This is a genomic window from Mesorhizobium sp. M0968, assembly GCF_040319065.1.
Classification (GTDB): Bacteria; Pseudomonadota; Alphaproteobacteria; order Rhizobiales; family Rhizobiaceae; genus Mesorhizobium.
Genome location: NZ_JAMYNL010000008.1, coordinates 260,497 through 283,254 on the forward strand (window position 1 = coordinate 260,497; position 22,758 = coordinate 283,254).

29 protein-coding genes are annotated in these 22,758 nt (G+C 61.5%); 19 read left to right on the plus strand and 10 right to left on the minus strand.

Annotated elements, in window-relative coordinates:
- Window positions 1-53: 53 nt before the first annotated feature.
- Window positions 54-518, minus strand: a complete 465-nt coding sequence (locus NKH67_RS17410; protein ID WP_352501155.1) for an NUDIX hydrolase — start codon at window positions 516-518, stop codon at window positions 54-56.
- A gap of 119 nt (window positions 519-637) precedes the next feature.
- Between NKH67_RS17410 and ku the strand changes: the two genes are divergently transcribed.
- The 4 genes from ku (at window position 638) to NKH67_RS17430 (ending at window position 3,947) form a co-directional block, all read left to right on the plus strand.
- Complete coding sequence (ku, locus tag NKH67_RS17415; RefSeq protein ID WP_352473059.1) at window positions 638-1,471, plus strand: non-homologous end joining protein Ku; 834 nt, start codon at window positions 638-640, stop codon at window positions 1,469-1,471.
- A gap of 150 nt (window positions 1,472-1,621) precedes the next feature.
- Window positions 1,622-2,965: a PAS domain-containing HWE histidine kinase family protein gene (locus tag NKH67_RS17420; protein WP_352501165.1), complete on the plus strand. Its 1,344-nt coding sequence runs from the start codon at window positions 1,622-1,624 to the stop codon at window positions 2,963-2,965.
- 75 nt (window positions 2,966-3,040) lie between these two features.
- Window positions 3,041-3,412 (plus strand): avidin/streptavidin family protein, encoded by a 372-nt coding sequence (locus NKH67_RS17425; protein WP_352473062.1) that lies wholly within the window; start codon window positions 3,041-3,043, stop codon window positions 3,410-3,412.
- Between the two features lie 118 nt (window positions 3,413-3,530).
- Window positions 3,531-3,947: an HD domain-containing protein gene (locus NKH67_RS17430; protein ID WP_352473064.1), complete on the plus strand. Its 417-nt coding sequence runs from the start codon at window positions 3,531-3,533 to the stop codon at window positions 3,945-3,947.
- A gap of 31 nt (window positions 3,948-3,978) precedes the next feature.
- Here the strand turns inward: NKH67_RS17430 and NKH67_RS17435 are convergent, their stop codons facing one another.
- Window positions 3,979-4,389, minus strand: a complete 411-nt coding sequence (locus NKH67_RS17435; RefSeq protein WP_352473066.1) for a DUF427 domain-containing protein — start codon at window positions 4,387-4,389, stop codon at window positions 3,979-3,981.
- A gap of 182 nt (window positions 4,390-4,571) precedes the next feature.
- Here NKH67_RS17435 and NKH67_RS17440 point away from each other — a divergent pair, with 182 nt between their 5' ends.
- The 3 genes from NKH67_RS17440 to NKH67_RS17450 all read left to right on the plus strand — a co-directional run bounded on the left by NKH67_RS17440 (window position 4,572) and on the right by NKH67_RS17450 (window position 7,606).
- The gene (locus tag NKH67_RS17440) at window positions 4,572-5,387 is read left to right on the plus strand and encodes an endonuclease/exonuclease/phosphatase family protein (protein ID WP_302893445.1); all 816 of its coding nucleotides are present in this window, start codon (window positions 4,572-4,574) and stop codon (window positions 5,385-5,387) included.
- A gap of 63 nt (window positions 5,388-5,450) precedes the next feature.
- Entirely contained in the window at window positions 5,451-6,851 is a 1,401-nt protein-coding gene (locus NKH67_RS17445; RefSeq protein WP_352473067.1) for a phospholipase D family protein, read from the plus strand.
- A gap of 467 nt (window positions 6,852-7,318) precedes the next feature.
- Window positions 7,319-7,606, plus strand: coding sequence for a hypothetical protein (locus NKH67_RS17450; protein WP_352449563.1), 288 nt, complete (start codon window positions 7,319-7,321; stop codon window positions 7,604-7,606).
- 47 nt (window positions 7,607-7,653) lie between these two features.
- Here NKH67_RS17450 and NKH67_RS17455 read toward each other — a convergent pair whose 3' ends face one another.
- Window positions 7,654-8,115, minus strand: a complete 462-nt coding sequence (locus NKH67_RS17455) for a cytochrome c3 family protein (protein WP_352473070.1) — start codon at window positions 8,113-8,115, stop codon at window positions 7,654-7,656.
- Between the two features lie 202 nt (window positions 8,116-8,317).
- Between NKH67_RS17455 and NKH67_RS17460 the strand changes: the two genes are divergently transcribed.
- From NKH67_RS17460 to NKH67_RS17485, 6 genes are all read left to right on the plus strand, one after another.
- The gene (locus NKH67_RS17460; RefSeq protein WP_352473071.1) at window positions 8,318-8,656 is read left to right on the plus strand and encodes a hypothetical protein; all 339 of its coding nucleotides are present in this window, start codon (window positions 8,318-8,320) and stop codon (window positions 8,654-8,656) included.
- Entirely contained in the window at window positions 8,653-9,750 is a 1,098-nt protein-coding gene (locus tag NKH67_RS17465) for an FAD-dependent oxidoreductase (RefSeq protein WP_352473073.1), read from the plus strand. The genes NKH67_RS17460 and NKH67_RS17465 overlap by 4 nt, the downstream gene beginning before the upstream one ends.
- 62 nt (window positions 9,751-9,812) lie before the next feature.
- Window positions 9,813-10,784 (plus strand): SDR family oxidoreductase, encoded by a 972-nt coding sequence (locus NKH67_RS17470; protein ID WP_352473074.1) that lies wholly within the window; start codon window positions 9,813-9,815, stop codon window positions 10,782-10,784.
- 4 nt (window positions 10,785-10,788) lie between these two features.
- Window positions 10,789-12,504, plus strand: a complete 1,716-nt coding sequence (locus NKH67_RS17475; RefSeq protein ID WP_352473075.1) for an HAD family hydrolase — start codon at window positions 10,789-10,791, stop codon at window positions 12,502-12,504.
- A gap of 105 nt (window positions 12,505-12,609) precedes the next feature.
- On the plus strand, window positions 12,610-12,762 hold the full coding sequence (locus NKH67_RS17480; protein ID WP_352473077.1) for a peptide ABC transporter permease: 153 nt from the start codon (window positions 12,610-12,612) through the stop codon (window positions 12,760-12,762).
- A gap of 23 nt (window positions 12,763-12,785) precedes the next feature.
- Window positions 12,786-13,229, plus strand: a complete 444-nt coding sequence (locus NKH67_RS17485) for a PPC domain-containing DNA-binding protein (protein ID WP_023677099.1) — start codon at window positions 12,786-12,788, stop codon at window positions 13,227-13,229.
- A gap of 10 nt (window positions 13,230-13,239) precedes the next feature.
- On the opposite strand, the gene NKH67_RS17490 is transcribed toward NKH67_RS17485, so the two are convergent.
- Both NKH67_RS17490 and NKH67_RS17495 read right to left on the minus strand, forming a co-directional pair.
- Window positions 13,240-14,502 carry a DUF763 domain-containing protein gene (locus NKH67_RS17490; RefSeq protein ID WP_352473078.1) on the minus strand — a complete coding sequence of 421 codons (1,263 nt, stop codon included), beginning with the start codon at window positions 14,500-14,502 and terminating at the stop codon, window positions 13,240-13,242.
- Window positions 14,503-14,703: 201 nt separating this feature from the next.
- Window positions 14,704-15,408: an MgtC/SapB family protein gene (locus tag NKH67_RS17495; protein ID WP_352473102.1), complete on the minus strand. Its 705-nt coding sequence runs from the start codon at window positions 15,406-15,408 to the stop codon at window positions 14,704-14,706.
- A gap of 225 nt (window positions 15,409-15,633) precedes the next feature.
- On the opposite strand from NKH67_RS17495, the gene NKH67_RS17500 reads away from it, so the two are divergent.
- Entirely contained in the window at window positions 15,634-15,801 is a 168-nt protein-coding gene (locus NKH67_RS17500) for a hypothetical protein (RefSeq protein WP_352473079.1), read from the plus strand.
- Window positions 15,802-15,831: 30 nt separating this feature from the next.
- A complete protein-coding gene (locus NKH67_RS17505; RefSeq protein ID WP_352473080.1) occupies window positions 15,832-16,830 on the plus strand; it encodes an ATP-dependent DNA ligase in 999 nt (332 codons plus the stop codon).
- Between the two features lie 131 nt (window positions 16,831-16,961).
- Here the strand turns inward: NKH67_RS17505 and NKH67_RS17510 are convergent, their stop codons facing one another.
- Window positions 16,962-17,489 (minus strand): YciE/YciF ferroxidase family protein, encoded by a 528-nt coding sequence (locus NKH67_RS17510; RefSeq protein ID WP_352473081.1) that lies wholly within the window; start codon window positions 17,487-17,489, stop codon window positions 16,962-16,964.
- A 169-nt stretch (window positions 17,490-17,658) separates the two neighbouring features.
- Window positions 17,659-18,390 (minus strand): Crp/Fnr family transcriptional regulator, encoded by a 732-nt coding sequence (locus tag NKH67_RS17515; RefSeq protein ID WP_352473082.1) that lies wholly within the window; start codon window positions 18,388-18,390, stop codon window positions 17,659-17,661.
- A gap of 501 nt (window positions 18,391-18,891) precedes the next feature.
- On the opposite strand from NKH67_RS17515, the gene NKH67_RS17520 reads away from it, so the two are divergent.
- Window positions 18,892-19,089, plus strand: coding sequence for a hypothetical protein (locus tag NKH67_RS17520; RefSeq protein ID WP_352449586.1), 198 nt, complete (start codon window positions 18,892-18,894; stop codon window positions 19,087-19,089).
- Window positions 19,090-19,353: 264 nt separating this feature from the next.
- Here the strand turns inward: NKH67_RS17520 and NKH67_RS17525 are convergent, their stop codons facing one another.
- Entirely contained in the window at window positions 19,354-19,518 is a 165-nt protein-coding gene (locus NKH67_RS17525; protein WP_023677107.1) for a DUF3309 family protein, read from the minus strand.
- Between the two features lie 183 nt (window positions 19,519-19,701).
- Here NKH67_RS17525 and NKH67_RS17530 point away from each other — a divergent pair, with 183 nt between their 5' ends.
- Window positions 19,702-20,139 carry a hypothetical protein gene (locus tag NKH67_RS17530; RefSeq protein WP_352501156.1) on the plus strand — a complete coding sequence of 146 codons (438 nt, stop codon included), beginning with the start codon at window positions 19,702-19,704 and terminating at the stop codon, window positions 20,137-20,139.
- Window positions 20,140-20,217: 78 nt separating this feature from the next.
- Here NKH67_RS17530 and NKH67_RS17535 read toward each other — a convergent pair whose 3' ends face one another.
- Window positions 20,218-20,448: a hypothetical protein gene (locus tag NKH67_RS17535; RefSeq protein WP_352473085.1), complete on the minus strand. Its 231-nt coding sequence runs from the start codon at window positions 20,446-20,448 to the stop codon at window positions 20,218-20,220.
- 236 nt (window positions 20,449-20,684) lie between these two features.
- On the opposite strand from NKH67_RS17535, the gene NKH67_RS17540 reads away from it, so the two are divergent.
- Both NKH67_RS17540 and NKH67_RS17545 read left to right on the plus strand, forming a co-directional pair.
- Window positions 20,685-21,239 (plus strand): DUF4142 domain-containing protein, encoded by a 555-nt coding sequence (locus tag NKH67_RS17540; protein ID WP_352473087.1) that lies wholly within the window; start codon window positions 20,685-20,687, stop codon window positions 21,237-21,239.
- A gap of 247 nt (window positions 21,240-21,486) precedes the next feature.
- Window positions 21,487-21,729 (plus strand): polymerase, encoded by a 243-nt coding sequence (locus NKH67_RS17545; RefSeq protein WP_352473088.1) that lies wholly within the window; start codon window positions 21,487-21,489, stop codon window positions 21,727-21,729.
- 105 nt (window positions 21,730-21,834) lie between these two features.
- Here NKH67_RS17545 and NKH67_RS17550 read toward each other — a convergent pair whose 3' ends face one another.
- Complete coding sequence (locus NKH67_RS17550; protein ID WP_352473089.1) at window positions 21,835-22,620, minus strand: DUF1236 domain-containing protein; 786 nt, start codon at window positions 22,618-22,620, stop codon at window positions 21,835-21,837.
- Between the last annotated feature and the right edge of the window lie 138 nt (window positions 22,621-22,758).

The following is a 22,758-nucleotide window of genomic DNA, read 5'->3' on the forward strand; positions in this document are numbered from 1 at the left end:
GCAGAGCGGGAGCAAGCCCGAGCACTGCCCTTAAGAACTGGGCTGAAACAAATTCATCCGTCGCCATGCCGACCGGCAAACTCCGCCAGCATGGCGCGCTGGCCTTTCAGGATCTTGAGGTTGGCTTCAGGCAGGGAGAACCAGCCCGCTCTGTCGACTTCGGCAAATTCCTTCATCGAGCCGGACCTTGGCGGCCATTCCATGACGAAGGTGTTGCTGTTGATGGCGTCGCTGTCGAAATCCGCCTCGACGCACCATGCGATGACGAGCTTGCCGCCCGGTTGCCTGTAGCTGCCAAGGTGTTCGAAAACGCCATCGATGGCGACGCCTAGCTCCTCTTCGGCCTCGCGTTTTGCTGCCGCCAGGTCGTCCTCGTTCTCGTCGACCAAGCCCTTCGGGATCGACCATGCGCCGTCGTCCTTCTTCGCCCAGAATGGTCCGCCCGGATGCACCAGCAAGACCTGGAGATGTCCTTCCCTTCGGCGAAAGATGAGCAATCCTGCGCTGCGTTGGGCCATCCCGCTATTCCCCTGACGAAACTGAAACGAACGTCCGGGCCGGCATATGGAACAGCCTGCCATGGCGGAACGATTTCGGCTCGCAGCCGTTCCGTCCGTTCGACAAATGAGTGATCGACATGGCGACGCCGCGAGCTGCCTGGAAGGGCTTTATGAAAGTCGGATCGGTTTCCTGTGGCGTCAAGATCATTGGCGCCGTCAGCGAGGCCGAGAAAGTGCATTTCAGGATCCTGAACCGCAAGGACGGTCTCCCGGTCAAGAGCGCCTATCTAGACGAGGAGACCGGCGACACGGTCGAGGCGGCGGAGCAGGTAAAAGGCTATGAGGTCGAAAAGGGTGAGTTCATCCATATAGAGCCGGACGAAATCAAGAAACTGAAGATGGTATCGCAGCATACGCTCGAAATCGGCGAGTTCGTGCCTGCCGCCGAAATCGACGCACGCTACCTCGAAAAACCCTACTATCTCGTTCCGGCCGACGCGCCCTCCACGGAGGCTTTCGCGGTGATCCGGGACGCCATGGCCAGGAAAAAGGTAGCAGCCCGCTCCTGCGTCGTGCTCTACCAGCGAGGCCGAGAGGTGCTGATCCAGCCGCTGGGCAAGGGCATGGTAATGACGGAATTACGCAACCACAATGAAGTGGTCGCGGCGGACGCGGTGTTCGAAGGGCTGAAGGCTCGCAAGGTCGATCCCGAGATGCTGGAAATCGCGCAATTGCTGATCGACAAGAAGCCGGCCAAATTCGACCCGTCGAAGTTCGACGACACTTATGAACAGGCGCTGGTTGCAATGATCGACGCCAAGCGCAAGGGCAAGAAACCGCCCAAGCCGGCACCTGAGCCCAAGACGAACGTCATCAATCTCGCCGATGTTCTGCGCAAAAGCCTGGCGCAGGAAGGCGGCAAGGCTCCCAGCAAAAAGCCGAGAACGGCCCCGAAACGCAAATCAGCCTGAATGTCCGAAAGCGGATCGAACGGAACCGAAAACGCTCGCGCGCATTTAGATGACGTAGCAATCCGTCGGCAAGCCAAGCGGAGCGGGGGACTGGTGGACGTCGTTGAACTAAGGACTGGCGGGATCCCGCAAGTTTCCTCCGCCGATCTGATGCAGGCGTTGCCTGTGGCCGTCTACACTACCGACAAACAAGGCTACATCACCTTCTTCAACGAAGCCGCTGCCGATCTGTGGGGATATCGTCCGGTTATCGGCCAGGATCGCTGGTGCGGGTCATGGAAGCTTCGCCACCTCGACGGGCGACCGATGATGCATGACGAGTGTCCAATGGCCGTTGCCTTGCTCGAAGAGCGGGACGTTCGTGGGGGCCGGGCGATCGCCGAGCGGCCGGACGGCCAACTCATCCCGTTCAGTGCGCATCCGGTCCTGCTTCGCAATGAAGCCGGCGAGGTTGTCGGTGCCATCAACACCCTGCTCGACCTGCGCATGCAGACGCTGGCCGACGACGCCGGCATAAGGCTCGCCGCCATCGTCGAATCCTCGATGGACGCCATCGTGTCCAAAGACCTGAACGGCATTATCACCAGCTGGAACGACGCGGCACAACGCCTGTTCGGCTATACGCCCGCCGAGGCGATCGGGCGCCCGGTGACGATCCTCATCCCGCCCGACCACCTGGATGAGGAAGCCATGATCATCAGCCGCATTCGCGCCGGCGAACGGATTCCTTCATACGAGACTATCCGGCAGCGCAAGGACGGCACCCTGGTTCCGGTTTCGCTCACCATCTCGCCGATACGCGACGGCATCGGGCGTATCATCGGCGCCTCCAAGATCGCGCGCGACATCAGCCCCCACAAGGAAAGCGAACGGCGCATCCGCACACTCATGCGCGAAGTCAACCATCGCGTTAAAAACCAGTATTCGGTGATCGTCTCGATGATCCGCGAGACCAGCAAGCTGGCGGGTACGCCAGAGGCCTTCCTTTCACGGGTCCGGGAACGCATCATGGCCCTTTCGGAATCGCACGACCTCCTGGTCGATGCGGAATGGCGTGGCGCGACCATCGGCGAATTGATCCATGCACAGACCAAGGCCTTCGCGACACAGGCCCGTCTGTCGATGAGCGGGCCGACGATCATGCTGCAGCCGAACGCGGTGCAATATCTCGGCATTGCCTTTCACGAGCTGGCCACCAATTCGGTAAAGCACGGAGCGCTGTCGCACCATGACGGACGGGTCGAGGTCGAATGGACCGTGACCCCAGCCGCCGATGGCAGCGACGGCTTCCGCTTTGTCTGGCGGGAACTGGACGGACCATTGGTGGATGAAAACACGCGACGCGGTTTCGGAACGGTTGTGCTCAAACGCGTCACGCCGCAGGCGCTCAGCGGCACCGGCCGCCTGGAATTCGCCAGGCACGGCATCACCTGGACGCTGGAAGCGCCGCTGCGCTTCGTTCAGATGTCGATGGCTGGCATCGCGGCTGATTGAAGGCCGCTACACCGGCCGCGGCTTGGCGGCCGTGTCGCAACGCAATCCCCATGGAGGCAATCAGGAGGAGCAGCGATGAGTTGGCTGGGCATCTGGCAAAACCAGTACGGGTCGGTGGTCGAACTGACCAGCGAAGAGGGCGGACGGATCAACGGAACCTTCAGGACGGCGCTGGAGGACAGCGCCTTTTTCGGCATGACGTTGCCGCTGTTGGGAGCCTGCCATGGAGATGTCATCGGCTTCACTTGCGCGGCCGAAGGGCGGGTCGGAGCCGCAGCGGTGAGCTATACCGGCATTCTCAGGGATGGGAAGCTGGAGATGCTGTGGCACACCGTTGCGGATGCCGCTTTGTCGGCGGAAAAGGAAGGTGCCCCGGCCCGAGCCAGGAAACTGCCCGCCTGGCGCGCCTTTGGAACCAGCCTCGACAGTTTTGAACGCGTGTCCTGACGCGTCGCGCCCGCCGCTCGCAAGTGAGGCAGCAGGGTCCCGCGGCGCGTAGGAACTCGCACCGACGATGGCGCGTTGGTGCGCCAGGACATGCTCTGTTCGTTACGGGGTCGACCCAATGAGCGTGCTTTATCGCGCAGCGAAAATCGCCGAACAGGCTCATGCCGGGCAGACGGACAAGACAGGGCGGCCATATATCGAACATTGCCGCCGGCTCGTCGATGCCGTCGAAACGCTCGACCAGAAAGCTATCGCCTATCTTCACGACGTCATCGAAAAAGGCGACGGCTGGAACCGCGACCGGCTTGAGGCGGCCGGGTTCGGGCCGTCCATCGTGTCTGCCGTCGACGCCATGACGCGGCTGCCGAACGAGGACGATGCCGCGTTCGTTCGCAGGGCTGCGGCCAACCCGCTGGCGTTGCCTGTCAAGCGCGCCGATCTTGCCGACAATCTATGGCAGGCAAGGCAGATCGGGGCCTCGACGGCGAAATACGAAGACGGCTTGCGCATCCTCAGAGAGGAGTTCGCGAGCTGACGGACCGCTGGCGGCTGTCGCCGATGTGGGTCTACTCGGTGACGTGCGGCGTGTGTCGCTTGTCTTCCGCGGGATCGGCGTCGATCCGCGCCCTGCCGGGATCGAACGCACCGTGGCGGGCGATCGCCAATGCCGGGGTGTCGGGCGTCTCGTAGGCCCACATGAAGTCTTCTGCCGACGAACCGACCGCATGAACACGCCAATAGCTTGCCGTGCCCTTCAGCGGGCCGTGGCTCGTCGTGTTCGTCTTCTCCAAGAGGTCGAAATAGATGTCCTCGAAGGGTATGTAGAAAACAGGATCATGGCCGTCTTCATAGAGCACCTTTGCCCGCTCGCTCGACGCAATAATGGCGTCGGAGAACCGGACGGTCACGGTGCCATCGAACGGGACAATCCTGAGCGGGCCTGGGCGGGGGGCGGAATCTGCGGCTAAGGACTGCATTCGACTTCTCCGTTGACTGCGCTGCCTTCCCGAAACGTGTTGTTGCCCGTCAGGGTTCCAGACCGCCGGCGCGCCGAGCCCGGGTGGTGGAACGGTTCTGCAAGGTCGTCGTTGTTTCAGACCTCCGCACGCGTCATAATCGCAATGGCCGCCACTCACCGACTCAACAGCAAATGGATAACATGCTGGATCGATCGCCTACCCTTCCAAGGTCGCTTGGCGCTGCGCTGCGAAGGGAAGTGCCGCGGTTTACGGCACCCGGCAATGAAATTTCGTGCACCACGGTCGCATCCTACAATGTGCATAAATGCGTCGGCACCGACGGCAGGTTCGATCCGGAGCGGGTCGCGGCCGTGGTTAAGGAACTCGACGCCGACATCATTGCTTTGCAGGAGGCCGACGAAAGAACCGGAAGCAGGCAAGGTTTGCTGGATCTCGCAGCGCTCGAGCGGGACAGCGACCTCGTCCCCACCCATGTCCCGGAAAACCGCCGCAGCCATGGCTGGCACGGAAATCTGATCCTGGCACGCCGCGGCGTGGTCGAAAGCGTGAACCAGATCCGGCTGCCCGGCCTCGAGCCGCGCGGTGCGGTTATCGCGGACCTGGAACTGAAGGGCGTCTCCCTCAGGATCATAGCCGCACATTTCGGCTTGCTGCGGCGGTCGCGCTCGCAGCAGGCCAACGCGCTGGTCGAAGCCACGCACCCGGTTCTGCGGCCAACAATCCTGCTCGGCGACCTCAACGAATGGCGCGTCCGCAACAGGTCTTCGCTGCTGGCCCTGCTGCCGCATTTCGGTCCGATCGATGCGGTTCTGCCGAGCTTTCCGTCGCGCTTTCCGCTGTTTGCGCTCGACCGCATCCTGGCCAGGCCGCCGCACCTGATTTCCAGCATCGAGGTGCACAAGACGCCGCTGGCGCAGCGGGCTTCCGATCATCTGCCGATCAAGGCCCGGCTGAACCTGGACGCGATACGGCAGCCGCGGCTGCAACCAGAATGAACCTGAAGGGTTGTTAGTCAGATTTCAGACGGTTTGCTTCGCTGATGTTTATCGGTGCACTTCATGGATACAGCCATCTCGCGGTTTGCCCGGGACAAGATCGCTGCCGGCAATAGCGGGCTGCTGCTGATCGCCGACAATTATGACGCGTTTGCCGCGCGAATCCTTGCTGCGCGCAGTGCCACAATCAGCCTCGACCTGATGTACTATCTCTGGCACGACGACCATAGCGGCCGGCTGCTGATGCAGGAGGTCGTCAAGGCGGCGGAGCGCGGTGTCCGCGTCCGCATGCTGCTGGACGATATCAATCCGCGCAACAGCGACGCTGCTTACCTGGCGCTCAACAGCTACAAGAACATCGAGCTGAGGCTGTTCAACCCCAGCGGCATGAGGAACGGCAGCATCTTTCGCTCGCTGGAGATGGTCGCCCGGCTGTTTGCGATGACCCGCCGCATGCACAACAAGGCCTGGATCGCCGATGAGGGCTTGGCCATCGTCGGCGGAAGAAATATCGGCGATGCCTATTTCGACGCTGCGGAGACGAATTTTCGCGATCTCGACCTGTTGCTTCTCGGTCCTGCCGTAGGGCAGACGATGCAGATATTCGAGGCGTTCTGGAATTGCGAGGCGGCAAAGCCGATCCAGCTGCTCAACCCGGCTGCGGTGGGCTCGCGCGCCGATTTCCTCGACAATCTCGATGCGACCGCAGACGGCCAGCTTTTGAACAGCCTCAGTGCCTGGCGCACGATCACGGAGTTCATTGCAGCGCACAGCGACGTCTGCTGGACGAAAGGCGTTCGCGTCATTTCCGATCCGCCGGAAAAGGTGCGCGGCAAGCGGCGCAGGAACTGGCTGACGAAAGAGCTGCTTCCCGCTATCGCGGCGACCAGGCAGCGCCTCGAAATTGTCTCGCCCTATTTCATCCCCAGCCGCACCGGGTTGGCCATCCTGTCGAAGCTGGTGGATCGTGGCGCCGAGGTTGCAATCCTGACCAACTCGCTCGCCGCGACGGACGTCGCCGCCGTGCACGGCGCCTATGCCAAATACCGCCGCAAGCTGCTTAAAAAAGGTATCCAGCTTTTCGAATTGCAGCCCTTCGACCGCCAGGCCAACATCTCCGTTTTCGGTTCAAAGGGAGCCAGCCTCCACACCAAGGCCTTCACGGTCGACGATACGCTCGGGTTTGTCGGCTCCTTCAATTTCGATCCGCGTTCGGTGTCGTTGAATGCGGAAATGGGCGTGCTTTTCCATGATACCAATCTGGTGATGGAGTTGCGCCGGCTGTTCGAGCACGAAAAGTCACCGCAGACGAGCTATCAGCTGGTCCTGGACAAAGGCGCCTTGCGGTGGCTCGGCATGGCGGATGGCGAGATGCGGCAATATTCGCGTGAACCGGAGGCCAGTCTCTATCGGCGCATCGTTGCAGCGCTGGTTGGGTGCCTGCCGATCGAATCGCAGTTGTAGAAGCGACGGATTTGTCGGAACGCAACTCTTTGTCGGAACGGAACTCGGGGATCACGAGTTGTAACCCGTGTCCGGAGCATGCCGATGAAGACCACGATATACAGTTTTCTTGCTGAGCTCTTGCCGTTCTGGATGGCGCATAAACGCAAAATGCGCGCCGACCGCGCCGCCGAGTGGCCGGCACGACCGGCTGCTGCGGATGACGATGTTCGGCCGTCAGGCGATCCTAATCGAGCAGCACCGGCGCGGCGGCGCAACACGTCCTAAGGGCAGAATGATCCCGCTCCAACTGTCTGGCTAGCCGCATTTCCGCGACGCCGATAATCCCATTTGGCTGCAGAAGCTCGAGCCCTTAGGGCGATCACGCTATCGTCAAGTATCGCTATTCGAAATCCGGCGTTGCCAAGCATCCATTTTGCAGCACGTACGTTAATGTGCACTACAGGTTGCCGCTATAGGTGAGCGCCATGAGTGATAGTGCGATAGAATTCTTGCAGGACTGGATCCACGAAAACGTTCATGTGCCGCCGCCTCCGATCAAGCTTGAAAGGGAGGCGGAAATCCTCGCCAGGGAATGCAAGGAAGAGGCTGCCGATGCCGGCGTACCCATCGAAGACATCGAGGAAGAGGTCGGCGACCTCAAGGACCTGCTCGTCGCCAAGCTTGAAGACGCAGCCGAGGACGAGGCCCGGCAACTCAACGGCCACGGCCAAAAGATTTCTACGCTGGCGGCCGGGCAAAAGCGGGCCGTATGAGGCCGGTCCGAGCGCAGGCAAGGCATCACGAGGTGCGCCGCTTCGGCCTATTGTCCGATCATGTCGTCGACCTCGCCATGGCACGTCTCGCAGGCGACGCCTTTAGCGATATGGATCGAATGATTGAAATAGACGAAGTCAGGGACACTGTTCACCCGCTGCCACTGCAATGGCTGCCCGGAGGCAAGGCTTGCCCGTACCGGAGCCAGCATGTTCGCGTTGGTGAAAAGCTGCGAATGCCAGGTCATGCACACCTCGCTCGCCGGCAGACCCGCCGATGACGAAGTCTCGGCGCCGCTATGGCAATAACGGCAATCGACGCCAAGCTCGCCGACATGGTGCCTGTGGCTGAACGGCACTGGTTGCGCCAACGGCCGGCCAACGCCGGTGACGAAGTCCGAACGCAGGATGGCGGTGCCACCGAGAGCCGCAAAGATCGCCATGAAACACGCGCCCCACAGAGCGAAGCGTGAAATGCCGTTGGCGCTCCTCGAAAAGACCTGCGGCATTCCCTCGCCGATTTCGCATCCAGCAAATCGTATTCACCCCCCAAAACCCCTAACTGCGGCTGCGTGGGTAAGTTCCGGCTGGAGCAGCGGAGATCACAGAATGGTTACCCCGCCCTGGCCCATCAGGTCGGGCTGACCGGAAACCATCGAACCCTCCATACGTTCGGATGAGGTCACGTTCTGTTTCACCCGGATAAGCATCATGACCATCCCCCACCCCCATCCCATTCGCCGCCGGTCCGGCGTTGCCTTCTGGTGGACGATGTTCGTCGGCGCGCTGCTGACGATCCTCGGCCTGCTGATCGGAGGGGGTGGTGCCTGGCTGATCGCGCTGGGCGGATCCTGGTACTATCTGCCCGCCGGGATCGCCCTGCTGGCCGCCGGCAGCCTGCTGCTTGCCGGCAATGCCGCCGGTGTATGGCTTTACGTCCTGACCTGGCTGGCGACCCTTGCACCCGGCAGCCACCATTTCATGGAGAGACCAGGATCGGCGACGCCATCATTGCCTACGCACTGCCAAAAAGCTGACGCCCGACGATGACGGCTTCGCGGGACGCTTCCATCCTGATCGTCGGTGCCGGCCCGACCGGGCTGACGGCGGCAGTCGAACTGGCAAGGCGCGGCATTGCACCTCGCGTCATCGACCGCAAGGAAGGCCCTACGCCGCTCGCCAAGGCGGTCGGCATCAGTTCGCATAGCCTGGACGTCCTTGAACCGTCCAAAGTCGCTGCCCGGTTGCTCGCCGAGGGATTGAAAATTCGTCGAGCCCGTTTCTACTTCGAAGGACGAGCACTCGGCGAGATCGATTTCTCGATCCTGCCGCACCGCCATAATTTTCTGCTGTCATTGCCGCAGCGCGACACCGAATCGCTGATGACCGACACGCTCAAGGGATTCGGCGTCGACGTCGAATGGCGAAGCACATTTGTCAGGATGGCCGAGCACAAAGGCCGGGCCGAGGTGCGGATCGAGGCGCCAGACGGCCGTGACGAGGCAAGTTTCGACCTTGTCTTCGGAGCCGACGGTGCGCAAAGCACGGTGCGTGATGCCATCGGCATCGGCTTCGATGGCTACACGCATCGGCGGCAATGGAGCATTGCCGACGCCGACATCGACGATTGGCCTTATGAGCCGATGGCCGCCCACGCATTTCTTCACAGGAACGGCGACGTCGGTTTTATCATCCCGATCGGCGAGAAGCGCTATCGCGCGGTTTCAAACAGCGAGGATGCGTTGGCGCGCATCCCCGGCAATTACCGGATCACGCGGTTGTTGCGGGCCGACCGCTTCCATATTCCGGTACGACAGGCGCCGCGCTATCAAACCGCATGCGTCTTCCTGGGAGGCGATGCCGCGCATGTGCATTCGCCGTTGGGGGCGCGCGGCATGAATCTCGGCATCGAGGACGCCGCGTCATTCGCCAGGCGTTTCGTCGACGGCACGCTTGCCGGCTACACAAGCGAACGCCACCCGGTGGGGCAACGGTGGATCACGCTCAGCGAGCGCATCCTCTCGGTGGCCCAATCGGACAACGGCATCATGCAAGGCGTCAGAAACGCGGCCTTCAGCGTCGTCGGCCATCTGCCGCTGCTGCAACGGCCGCTGCTGGAGCGTGTCGCCGGGCTCAAGGAATGACGTGGTCGCATAAACCTTTTCGCCGGACATGCGTTGTTGGGTTTCAAGCCAGGGAGATGACCATGCAGATGAAATCGGAAGTCGCCGGCGAGGCCGCCAAGCAACGGCACATCCAGCGCCGGATCGACGAGAAGGACAAGTCCAAATCCAATGGCAGGCAAAAAGGCGCCATGCAGGCCGGTGCCCGCAAATATCCCGAGCCGCCCTTCCCCGAGCAGCACCAGCCGAAGCCGGGGCATGAATGGGCGATCGAGCCGGCGCCGCTTTACGATGCGCCGTACTATATCGGATCGAAAAAGCTCGATGGCAAAGTGGCCGTCATTACCGGCGGCGATTCAGGCATCGGCCGTGCGGTGGCCGTGCTCTATGCGCGTGAAGGCGCCGATGTGGCGATCGTCTATCTCTCGGAGGATAGGGACGCCAGAGATACCAAAAGGGCCGTCGAAGCGGAAGGCCGGCGCTGCATCCTGATCAAGGCGGACGTCAGCGAACGCAACCACTGCCACAACGCGGTGGCTGAGATCGTGCAGGAGTTTGGGCGGATCGACGTGCTGGTCAACAACGCCGCTTTCCAGATCCACTCCAGCGATTTCAGCGAGCTGACCGAGGAGCATTTCGACACGACGCTGAAGACCAACCTCTACGGCTATTTCCACATGGCGCAGGAGGCCGTGCCGCACATGAAACCCGGTTCGGCGATCATCAATACCGGTTCAGTGACCGGCATCGAGGGCTCGAAGCAACTGGTCGATTACTCCATGACCAAGGGCGGCATTCATGCCTTCACCCGCGCGCTCTCAGGCAACCTTGTCGAGAAGGGCATAAGGGTCAACGCCGTGGCGCCAGGCCCGGTTTGGACGCCGCTCAACCCCTCGGACAAGGAAGCCGGCGATGTTTCGAAATTTGGCGCTGACACGCCGATGAAACGGCCGGCCCAGCCGGAGGAGATCGCGCCGGCCTACGTGTTCCTCGCTTCGCCGCACTGCTCGAGCTACATCACCGGCGAAATATTGCCGATCGTGGGCGGCTATTGACGGCATGTATTTCATTGCCCTGGCCACTGATTATGACGGCACGCTGGCGCATGAAGGGGTCGTTGCCGAGAAGACGCTTGCGGCGCTTGAACGGTTCAAGAAGAGCGGCCGCAAACTCATTCTCGTCACCGGGCGCGAGCTGCCCGACCTCAAGCGCGTCTTTCCCGAAGTCGCGATTTTCGACAAGGTGGTCGCCGAAAACGGCGCGCTGATCTACACGCCGGCCAGCGAGGAGGAGCGGACGATATCTCCGCCGCCCGCCCCCGAGTTCATCGCCAAACTCAGGAAACGCGGTGTCAAACCGCTTTCGGTCGGACGCTCGATCGTCGCAACCTGGGAACCGCATCAGGCTACCGCGCTCGAGGTCATCAAGAAATTGGGGCTGGAGCTGGAAATCATCTTCAACAAGGGCGCGGTGATGATCCTGCCCAGCGGCATCAACAAGGCGACCGGGCTGACAGCTGCGCTTCAGGACCTCAGACTGTCGCCGCACAACGTCGTCGGTGTCGGCGACGCCGAAAACGACCACGCCTTCCTGCGCGCCTGCGGCTTCAGCGTGGCCGTCGACAACGCACTGCCGGCAGTCAAGGATATGGCGGATCTCGTGACACGCGGCGCGCGCGGAAAAGGCGTCGAGGAACTGATCGCCAAGGTGGTCGAGCGCGATCGCGAGCTTGTGCCGAGCCGCGACGGCATTGTGCTTGGCTCGGAGAATGGCAAGGAGGTGTATCTGTCGCCAACCGATACGGTGCTGATCGCCGGCAGCTCCGGCATCGGCAAATCGACCCTGGCGACCGCACTGACGGAGCGCTTCGTCGAGAGAAAGTTCCAGTTCTGCATCTTCGATCCGGAAGGCGACTACGATGGCCTCGAAGGCGCCGTCCGGCTGGGCGACGGCTCGAACACGCCGACGAAGACTCAACTGCTCGATCTCCTGGGGAAGCCGGACAACAATCTGGTCGTCAATGGCCTGGCGCTGCGCGTCAACGAGCGGCCGGACTTCTTTGCCGACCTGCTGCCGGGCCTTGGCGGTGTTCGCTTCCGCACGGCACGACCACACTGGCTGATCATCGACGAGGCGCATCACCTCTTGCCGAAGCGGCGCGACGACACGCCAATGGTGCTGGCCATGGAATTGCCGGGCACGATCCTGATCACGGTTCATCCGGACGCGATCTCAACCGAGGCATTGCGGCTGGTCACCGCCGTCATCGCACTCGGCCCCAAGGCGAAAAAGGTCATCAAGACGTTCTGTCGCGAGACCGGCACCGAACCGCCAAAGGACAAGGACCTGAACTCTCCAAAAGACGAGCGCGTGCTGTTCTGGCGGCCGCAGGCGCGCAAGAAACCTGCCATGGTCGAGCCGATCGAACCGCGGCAGTCGCTCAAGCGCCACAGCCGCAAATATGCCGAGGGCCAGCTGGACGAGAAGGGCAGCTTCTATTTCCGCGGCCCCGACAATGCGATGAACCTCCGCGCCCATAATCTGATGATTTTCGCCCAGATCGCCGAGGGCATCGACGACAGGACCTGGGAACATCATCTGCGCGCCGGCGACTATTCCGAATGGTTTCGCCACCAGATCAGGGACAAGGAACTGGCGCGCGAAACCGCCGAAGCGGAGAAAGACGGCACACTTTCGGCGCAGGAGAGCCGCAACCACATCCTGGACGCAGTGCGCCGCCGCTATACCGCGCCCGCCACCGCGCCAAAGGAATAGCTGCAACGGCGCCCCGCCGTGGAACCTCATCCGCCAAACGAGATTGTGTTCTATCGGGCGCCAGATCCATTCAATGCCGAATAATGCCCCGGAAGGAGACGATGGATGAGCAGCGACCGGGACAAGAATGGTCCTGTCTTTTCGGCGGAGCAGGCGCGGCAGGGCGAGATCATCCTGCGGACGCGGGCGCGCCGGATCATTTTCATCGCCGGCCTAGTGGGTCTCGTCTTGCTGGCATTGCTGGTGTGGTGGATTTGAATTCCTGACGCTGGAGCGAAATCATGAAATCACAGCTTGTTGCCGAAAGCGCCGGACAGAGAACGTTCGTCGTTGTGCTTGATCCCGGCGAAGAGGCGTTTGCGCAGCTGACGTCATTTGCGGTCGACCGTGGCGTCGGCGGCGCGTCGCTGACCGCGCTCGGCGCTTTCGAAAGTGCAACCGTCGGCTGGTTCGACCCTGGAGAAAGGACCTACCGGAAAATCCCCGTCCGGGAACAGTGTGAAGTGCTGAGCGCGATCGGCGATGTTGCCATCGGCGACGACGGCAGGCCCAGCTTGCACGTCCACGCAGTCCTTGGATTGAGTGACGGCACCACGAGGGGCGGTCATCTGCTGGACGGCATCGTGCGGCCGACGCTCGAGGTCACATTGGTGGAGACGCCTGGCCATCTGCGCCGCAGGCACCGTCCCGAACTCGGCGTCGCCCTGATCGACTTGGAGGCTTGATCCGAGCCGATCACTTCGTTGATTTGACTGCGGCCGTTTCGGGTACGACCTCCCAACCGAAGACGCTGCGGCCGCCGAGCAGATGCGATTGCTCGAACTCCCCGGCGACGATTTCCTTCAGGCTTGGGCCGGTGACATAGCGCTCGACCTGCCTCGACTGGTCGTCCAGCCGCCGCAACGCGCCGATCTCTTCATCACGGCCGAGCCTGGCCTTCTGGACAGCCGACTTCAGCACGCCGATCGTCTCGTCATAGACCTTCAGCGGCACCGGAAACGGGTGCCTGTCCTTGCCGCCATGCGCCAGCGAGAAGCGGCCGGGATCGGAAAATCGGCACGGCGCGCCATGCACCACTTCGGCGACCAGCGCCAGCGCCCGCACTGTGCGCGCGCCGACATTGGGCACCAGGAGAAGCCCGGCGAAATCTGTCGGGCCGCGCTCGGCCGCCGCGGCGATGTTGCCGTGCAGGCGGCGCATGACGACATCGCTTTCGTGTACATCGTGGTGCGCCGGCATCACCAGATGCGGCAGCAGCTTTTGTGCCGGCTCCGGCGCTGGCGCCGAACCCCGCTCCAAAGCGGCAAGCTCCCTCACGATGCGATCCGGTCCAAGGCCGTGCAGAAGGTCCAGTTGTCCCTGGCGCGACGCTTCGGCGCGGCGGTCGGTCAGGTTGACGATCTCGCCCTGATTGGCGCCCTCGATGGCAGCATGCGGTTGGTCGACAAAGCTCTTCAGGCCCTCGGACAGCCAGTGATAGCGGCGCGCCACCTTGCTGTCGCCGTTCATGCCTTGCTGCACCACCACCCAGTTGCCGTCATCGGTGACGATGAAGCCGTGCAGATAGAGATCGAAACCGTCCTGGACCGCGGCGCTGTCCACCTTGGCGACAAGCCGGCTGGCAGTCGCGAGGCCTTGCCCGTCGAGGCCGACACGCTCGCCGATCAGGGCAAGCTCGTGCGGGGTCTTGCGCGAATGCGCGCCGCGGCCGCCGCAAACGTGGATGCCGAGTTCGCCGGAAAGCGGCGACAGACCGCGCTTCAACGCTCCGACGACGCTGGTGGTGATGCCGGAGGAATGCCAGTCCATCCCCATCACGGCGCCAAAAGACTGGAACCAGAACGGATGCGCCAGCCGGCGCAGCAATTCATCGCGGCCGTAATGGTGGATGATCGCCTCGCACATGACCGCGCCAAGCCGCGTCATGCGGTCGCCGAGCCATTTCGGTACGCGCCCGCCGTGAAGTGGGAGATCAGCACTTCCCGATCGCTGTGCCACGGTCTTTTGCTTGCTCCTTGAGTCCTGCCTCGACAGATAGGTATCGAAAGGGGTGTGGAGAAGCTATGGCCTGATTCAGGCCGCGATCGTTGCGAGCCGCTAGAGCAATTCCAGGAAAAGTGTGAAACGGTTTTCCGTCCGGGATTGCGCAGAAACAAAGAGATAGAGCGTTTCGGCGTTTCCGTGAAACGATGAACCGCTCTAGCGGGCAGGTTCGCTGAGGAGATCAAACTTCTGGATCTCGCAATGCTCGCCCACCGATTCCAGCAGATCCATTGGCGGTGCCCCAGTGTCCGGCCGCCTCCAACTGATCTCGAACGAGAAAACAGGGTCTTTGAGATCCGGGCGCCTCTCTATCGCGACGAGGCGTGCCCGGTAGCCAAGCGGCCCGATCATCGTATCGAGTTCCTGTCGGGCTGCGGCCTTCCAGGTCAGTGCCAACTGGGCATGGTGTTCGCGCGACATTCGAAGGTCCACCCATTTCAGGACCAGCAAGGTGGCCAGCGTCAGCGCCGTGCCGGCCGCGCCCAAGCCGTATTGGCCACCACCGAAAGCCAATCCGATCGCCGTCATCACCCACAACGTGGCCGCCGTGGTGACGCCGCTGACAAGATTGCCGCGGCGAAGAATGGCGCCACCGCCGATAAAGCCGACGCCGGTCAACACGCCCAGCGGAAAGCGCAAGACGTCCATCGATGCAAACGAATCCGGGTGCTTGCCAACGGTCTCGAGCAGAATACTGGCCTGGATCATTGTGATGGCGGCGGCCAATCCGACCAGCACGGTGGTGCGTAGCCCCGCCGCGTGCCCGCGCGCCTCGCGGTTGAGGCCTATCAACAGGCCGGCGAGCGCGGTCAGAAGCAGTCGTGCCGCGATGTCCTGCCAGACCGGAACAACGAGGAGCATCGCGGTCACCCGTCAGGCCAAGCGCTGCTGGCCAGGAATAGCGCCAGGGTCAAAGCGAACAAGGGCAAGAGCGTCTTCATCGCAAATTCTTTTCGTCGATGAGCAACAAACGATGCGCTTGGATTTTGGTTGCGCCGCCGACGATTCACCCCGGCGATTGGCAGCGGCGGAACAAAACCTTCGGCCTGGGGTTGGTGGGTTCACGCCAACGAAGGATTTGCAGTCATGGTCCGCTTGCTGCTTGCTGGAGCCGTCGCTTATCTGGCCTATCGCATCACCAAGGAGATCGGCGGGACCGACGAGGTCGATCCGCTGTCGCCTTCAGCCGACCAAGCCGGCCGCAAGGCGCCGAGGCGGCAAAGCGGGGCACAGAGGAATGGCCGACGGCGGTAGCGAATGCCGTAGCGGCGGCGCGGACCAGCCATGACCGCATTTCCGTTGCCGCTCGACCTTCGTCCGATGGAAGCCAAAGCCGCCGATGCAATCCCTGGCGGCGACAGGCTTTGGCAATACGAGCCGAAATGGGACGGGTTTCGCTGCCTCGTGTTCAAGGGCGACGATGCCGTCGATCTGCGTGCAAAATCGGGCAAGCGGCTTGGCCGCTATTTTCCCGAACTGGTCGCGGTGCTGCGCGATGTGAGCTCGCGACGGTTTGTTGCCGACGGCGAGATTGTCATCGAGGTCGACGGATCGTCCTCGTTCGAGGCCCTGCAAATGCGCCTTCATCCCGCCGAAAGCAGGATCCGCAAGTTGAGCCTCGAGACGCCTGCCATGCTGGTCCTGTTCGACATGCTGGCCGAACCCGGCGGCAGGATCATCATCGAAGAGCCTCTCACCACCAGGAGGCAGGCGATTGAGGCCTTTGTCGCGTCGGCGGCACGGCCCCAACTGCACCTGTCCAAATATACGCACGACGCCGCCACCGCCGAGCGCTGGCTGCAGGGCGCCGGCCACGGCTCGACCGACGGTGTTGTTGCAAAACTGATCGCCGAGCCATACCGGCCCGGCGAGCGCGCCATGGTCAAGGTCAAGCGGCTGCGCACTGCGGATTGCGTGGTCGGCGGCTTTCGCTATCTCGCCGGCAGCAACGAAGTCGGATCTCTGCTGCTTGGCCTCTACAATAACGAAGGCAGGCTGGATCATGTCGGATTCACTTCGACCATCGGCAAGAACGACAGGGCGGCGCTGACCAGACGGCTGGAAAAACTGCGGGCCAAACCAGGTTTCACCGGCAAGGCGCCGGGCGGACCAAGCCGCTGGAGCACGGAGCGGAGCGGACAATGGGAACCGATAAAGCCTGAACTGGTGGTCGAGGTTCGGTTCGACCATGTGACAGGCGACCGGTTCCGGCACGGAACCAAGCTGTTGCGCTGGCGGCCGGACAAGCAGCCGCGGCAATGCACGTTCGAGCAGATCGAGTAAGTCCGTCCCGAGTCACCGCTTCAAGGCGCTTGCTGCCCGCTCTACCGTTCATGACGGACCAATGCAGAATTTCACCGGTTCGCCGCGGCCAACCGAGCCTTGGCAACCAAGGCTCGGTTGCGGTTTTGAAATCAGGCGGCTTCCTGCATGGCGCGCTCATTGACGCCGCTTTCGCCGAGCTTGGAAAGCGCTTCGTCGGTCGCGATCTCTTCCTTGAGAGTTGCCCTGAGCAGCTCGACAACGTCGCTCTTGCCAAGTTCTTCCGCCCACGCGATCAAAGTGCCGTAGCGAGCGATCTCGTAATGTTCGACAGACTGCGCTGCGCCGACAAGTCCGGCGTCGAGTGCAGGAGCACCATTATACTCCTCGAGCATTTCCGAGCCCTCTTCGATGATGCCGTCAATCGCCGGACAGGTTTTGCCGCGGGCCGGCTTGCCGAATTTGTCGAACACCTCCTCGAGGCGGTCGACATGTCCTTCGGTTTCCATGCGGTGTTTCTCGAAGGCGGCGGTCACTTCTTCCGACTCCGCGCCCTTGGCCATTTTGGGCAGCGCTTTCAGTATCTTCTTCTCGGCGTAGTAGAGGTCTTTGAGCCCGTCGAGGAACAGATCCTCAAGGCCCTTGCTTGCCGCCTTCGCGGCCTTTTTCGTAGTCGCCATGATCCTCTCCCGAATGGTTGGTGCCGCCTCGCAAAGTGGAGGCGTCCGATAACCCTCCGACAGGAAACAAGTTCCCTGACGGTCCGGCAGCTTTGCAAATTTTTCCGACCCGCCGTGTGGTGTCGCAGGGGCCTTCGACCTACGGCAGCAATCGGCCAGAAAAGCGCCGTCAGCGCTCGCCGATATGCTCGACCAGGCGGGTATATTCGGCCTCGGCCAGGCCGTAGCCGCCATCCGCCAGTGCGACGAGACCATCGCGATCGCGGATGATAATTTCGCCGCGGCGGGACCGGATGAGCCCTCGCCCCTCGAGCAGCTGCAACGCGACCGTTACACCCGGGCGCCTTACGCCAAGCATGATCGACAGGAATTCGTGCGTGATCGTCAGCCGGCCGCCATCCACCCGATCGTCACACATGAGAAGCCAGCGCGCCAGCCGGTCTTCAAGTTTCGATCGCGCGTTGACCAGCGCGGTATAGCCAGTCTGGACATGCAGATATTGCACGTAGCGCAGCAAGAACAGCCGCAGCGTCGGGCTTTGCGTCAGCGCCGCCTTGAACGGCTCGGCGTCGATCCTGGCAGCTTCTCCCGCCAGCTGCACATAGCAATCATGGACCGTACGGTCGTCGCCCATTATCAGGGCCGAGCCGGTCATACCTTCCAAGCCGACAAGGCCAACTTCCGCATCGCTGCCGTTCGGCATTTTCGCAACCACCGAACCGATGCCGTCCTCAAGGAAATAAATGGCCTCGATCGGCGATCCGGACACTTCGAGCGATTGCCGTAACTCCAGCGAACAGCGCTCGATGTGCGGCTCGAGAGATGCGAAATCGCCGGCGCTCATTCGGCGCAACAGCTTGTTTTTGTACGGATTTTTATTGGAATTTGCTGGATCAGACATAGCTGGGCCCAAAACAGGGCAAGAGCCTTTTTATCTCCCAGCCGTCCGCGCCCGGTATAACCTGCGGACGATAACGCTTATATAAGCACTGAAAGGTATGGAGCCTACTAAATAAAAAAATGAATCGATGCACGGCAGTTTCTCCTGCCGCTTGCCTACGAAAACATCCGACTGAAAGTTAGAGTTGGAAACGTACCAAAGTCGGTTTGGTACGAAAACGACAATTGAGATCGCCGGGCTCGAAAAGAGCCCGTCGCGAGGGATGCAACGGGCTCCATTCGGGCGTCGTGGGCTACGCCCAGTGATCCAAATGAGGGGTGGGTTGGATCGCAGCAACAATGCAGGTGCAAGGCAGTCGTTCCCAAACTGTCTGCTTGGTAATTTCCGTACATTGAGTTTGGACGAGAGCGGCGCTAATTGAATTGGAGTCGTCCACACAGGCACGGCGAGTGGACGCTTGAAAGACGCTTCGCGCTTTCGCCCTTTTCAAGGGAGGATGGCATGCCGATGCAAGGTGCAGCAACTCCAGCCGAACTGAGCGTGCTGAGAAAAGCGCTCGACGACTGCTGCCGCGAGTTGGGTGTTGCGGACGACAGTCCTGTCCGCGAGCGGTTGGCAGCCCGTATCATGTCGCTGTTCAACGAGGGTGTGCTCAACGCCGATCTGAAAGAAGCGCTGGCCGCCGATCGCCAACAATAAGCTGCTGCTATGGTGGCGTCCTCGGCGCCGAAAGGTTCGGCACCGAGTCGCCCTTTCTAGCCAGGGTCCCGGTTTGCCAAGGATCTTGGAAATCTAGTCTTTTCACGACAAAACGCCCGGCGCTAGTTACCAAGCGGCAGGCGTTTTTGTCGCGAGCGTGACACTAACGCGTGTCGCGTTTGGCCGGCCTCATGCGACGCGCTTACTTCCTGTTTTATGCATGTCGTTATCACAAAACCGCTGCATACTTTTGCACGACATGCATCAAATGCGCCCAAGCAGGACCAGGATAATGACGATAAGCAGCACCAAGCCGAGGCCGCCACCACCGTAATAGCCGGTGCCATAGAACGGTCCGCCGCCCAAGCCGCTGAAGCCGCCAAGCAAGGCAAGGACCAAGATGATGATGAGAATGGTTCCAAGGCCCATGATGTCTGCTCTCCTTGTTTGCGCTGCCGCCATTCGCATCAGCGCGTCGCATTGTACAAAGGTATGAACTCACAAGGAGCATTCCTGTTCCGGCGGGACGGTAAGGCGTACGCTCATGCGGCGAGCAAAATACCGGGCCGGGCCGTCAGAAAAGTCCACAGATGCATGCCCGCGGAGAATGGCATGGCGGCCGCCTTGAACACCCAAGAACATGCTGAAATTAATGGGGAATTTGTCGGAACCTTCGCCCGCCCGAACGGTTGTTTTCGTAGTCGCAACGCGACGACCCTCGTAAAAAGGAGAAGCATCATGCTCACGAAAATTCTCGCAGCTTCGGCGCTTACGATCGGTCTGGCCACGTCAGCGATGGCCCAGAACGTCGGCGATCCCTCCGGAGCCGCTGCCGACGGCAGCGGGCGGACGATAGTAGTCCCGGATAATGGCGGCCCTGACACCGGCACGGATTCGACCATCACCAACAGCATTCGCGATTTCTCAACGACGAATTCGAATGCCGACCGGAATTGCCCACCAGGCCCGCAGGGGGCTCTGCCCGACGCGACCGGCAAGTCTCCGGGCACGATGGCGCCGACGGTGAACGACAACCACTGCGGCAAGTAAGCGCCCGGTTTATCATAGTCTGTGATGAGGCTGCGGAGCGTACGCTCCGCGGCCTCATTGGTGATGAAAATCGGCCGTCTAACGGCAGCGGTGGTCGAAGCTGACCGCGATCTCCCGACCGTCCAGCGCCCGAACGATGAAGCCAACCAGTTCCTCGTCGGTTTGCCGGAACCAGGGAAAGCGTTTGCGCAAATCGGCTATGACGACAGTGGTCGAGAGAATGTCGCCCGAATTGTAGTCGGCCATGACGATATGAACGGCTTTGTCGGTATCAATACCGATTCCAAGCGGCGACTTGATCTGCCCCACGGAAGCCTCCACCCATCTGTCCCGGCAGACGATAGCAAGACTGCGGCAAAGCGAAAGAGCTTGTACGATTCCGTACGGTCCTACGGGTTGCGTTGCACTTTGCAGGACCCAGCCGGCGTGTTTTATTTAAATCATTTGTTTGGCTCGCGGCGGCTGTGGCCACTGCGACCAGGCAACCTCGTCGCAGCTTCCGCGTTGAGCCATCGGAGGGATGACATCAGCCTCGGAGAACCCCCATGAAAACGCTTCTATCCATCACTGCGGCAGCGATGATGGCCGGCGCGCCTTTGGCTGTTTTTGCCCAATCGGCGACGCTGACGCCGCTGACGACCGACACCATGAGCAAGGTTGACACCGCGACATTCGTCAAGACCGTGCCCATCGCCAATACATTTGAAATCGAATCGAGCCGACTTGCGCAGACGCAGGCGACGGCTGACGATGTGAAGGCCTTCGCGGCGCAAATGGTCACGGACCATACCAAGGCCGGCGAGGACTTCAAGGCGGCGCTCAGCAAGGGGCAGACGACTTCGGCCACCGCGCCGGCCGGCCCGTCGCTGGACACCAAGCACCAAGCGCTGCTCGACCAACTCAAGGAGGCCAGCGGGGACAGTTTCCAATCAAAATATATCGACATGCAGACCCAGGCGCATAAGGAAGCGGTGGCGCTGTTTTCCGCTTACGCGAATTCCGGCGACGATCCGGCGATGAAGGAGTTTGCCAAGAAGACGCTGCCGGTGCTGCAAATGCACGAACGTCACGTCAAGGACCTCGCTGCCGCACATCAATGAGAGCGAAGAGTGCCTTTTGCAAACGAAAGGCCGCCCCACACACGGCCTGTGTGACGCGGCTGTCGTCCGGCCACACGGCCGGGAACAAAGCACCGAGAGTGCCGTTATTTACCCGGCTTGTTCGGGGAGGATCCAATGGAAGGCGGCGTTCGCGGGGCGTCAAGGATAGTAGCGCCGGCTTTCGGCGCCGTCCTGGTCGCCGCTGTCACAGGCTGAAATCGCTTTCCGAACGGGACAGGCTGCCTTCATGCGCTACGGCGAGATATTTGCAAATGTTACGGCACTCATGTTGCTGGCCTTGATGATTGGCGGCGTCTTCGTCCTGTTTGGAGAGCCGCTGTGGCCGCGGCACTACGCGAGAATGGTGCTGGTTACGGATATCGATGCCATGACCACCGCGTCAGTCCGAACAAGCTGCCTGCCCAGTCCCTGCCTGCCCGACACCATCGATCATACCGTGCTCACTCCTCGCCCCGAGGACGGACCTTGATTTGCGATTTGCAGACGCTGGAGCTGGGTACGGAAAAGCCCGCCGCGCAGCTCGGGCGGCGGGCTTTTTTGGTGAATCAACCCACGGTAGACCGTCTGGCCACGACTAGGTCAGGATAATCACGATCTTGTAGGTATTCGGGTCGACGATGACGATCCGGCCGTCGGCGAGCACGAAATACTCATAGCCTTCGTAAGCCGGAACGATCTTGACGATGCGCGCCGGCAGGCGATGCAGCCGGACCTTCTTTCGCGGGACCTCGACACCGACGGAGATGTCGAAATCGACGTTGGAAACGGGTTGGACGTTCGTCTCCTTGATGACCTGAGTGATCTCTGTCTTCTGCTCAACGGTCACATTGCTGATGGAAGCGGTCGAACTCTGGTCCTGCTGGGTAGAAGTATTGCTCTGAGCCTGGTTTGTGGTCGTGGTCCCAGCCTTACCCTGAGCCTGCTCTTCGGTCTGCATCTTGGAGCTGCCCTGAGCCTGCTCGGTGGTGGTGGTTCCAGCCTTGCCCTGGGCTTGCTCCTCGGTCTTCATCTTCGTGTTGCCCGTGGCCTGCTGGTCAGTCGTGGCGCCAGCCTTGCCTTGGGCCTGCTCTTCAGTCTTCATCTTCGTGTTGCCCGTGGCCTGCTGCTCAGTCGTAGCGCCAGCCTTGCCCTGAGCCTGCTCGCCGGTCTTCAGCTTCGGTTTGCCCTGCGCCTGTTGATCAGTGGTGGCGCCGGCCTTGCCCTGAGCCTGCTCGCCCATCTTGGCGCCGTTCTGGCAATTGGCAGTGCCGGCTGCACAATTGGCGCCGGACTGATCGTCGGTCGACTGCTGCATCTGGGCAAGTGCGGCCCCGCAGCTGACGCTGATTGCTAACATGCTGGTGATCAGAACGCCTTTCATGAGAGATCTCCTTGGAAAACGCGTCCCTTCACCCCGCAAAACTGCGTCTAAAAAACTTTGTTCCAAACTAATGGAGGGAAACGGCAAGCGATCCGAGTGGCGGAACAAGCTCCACCTGATGACGTTACCGGCCTATAG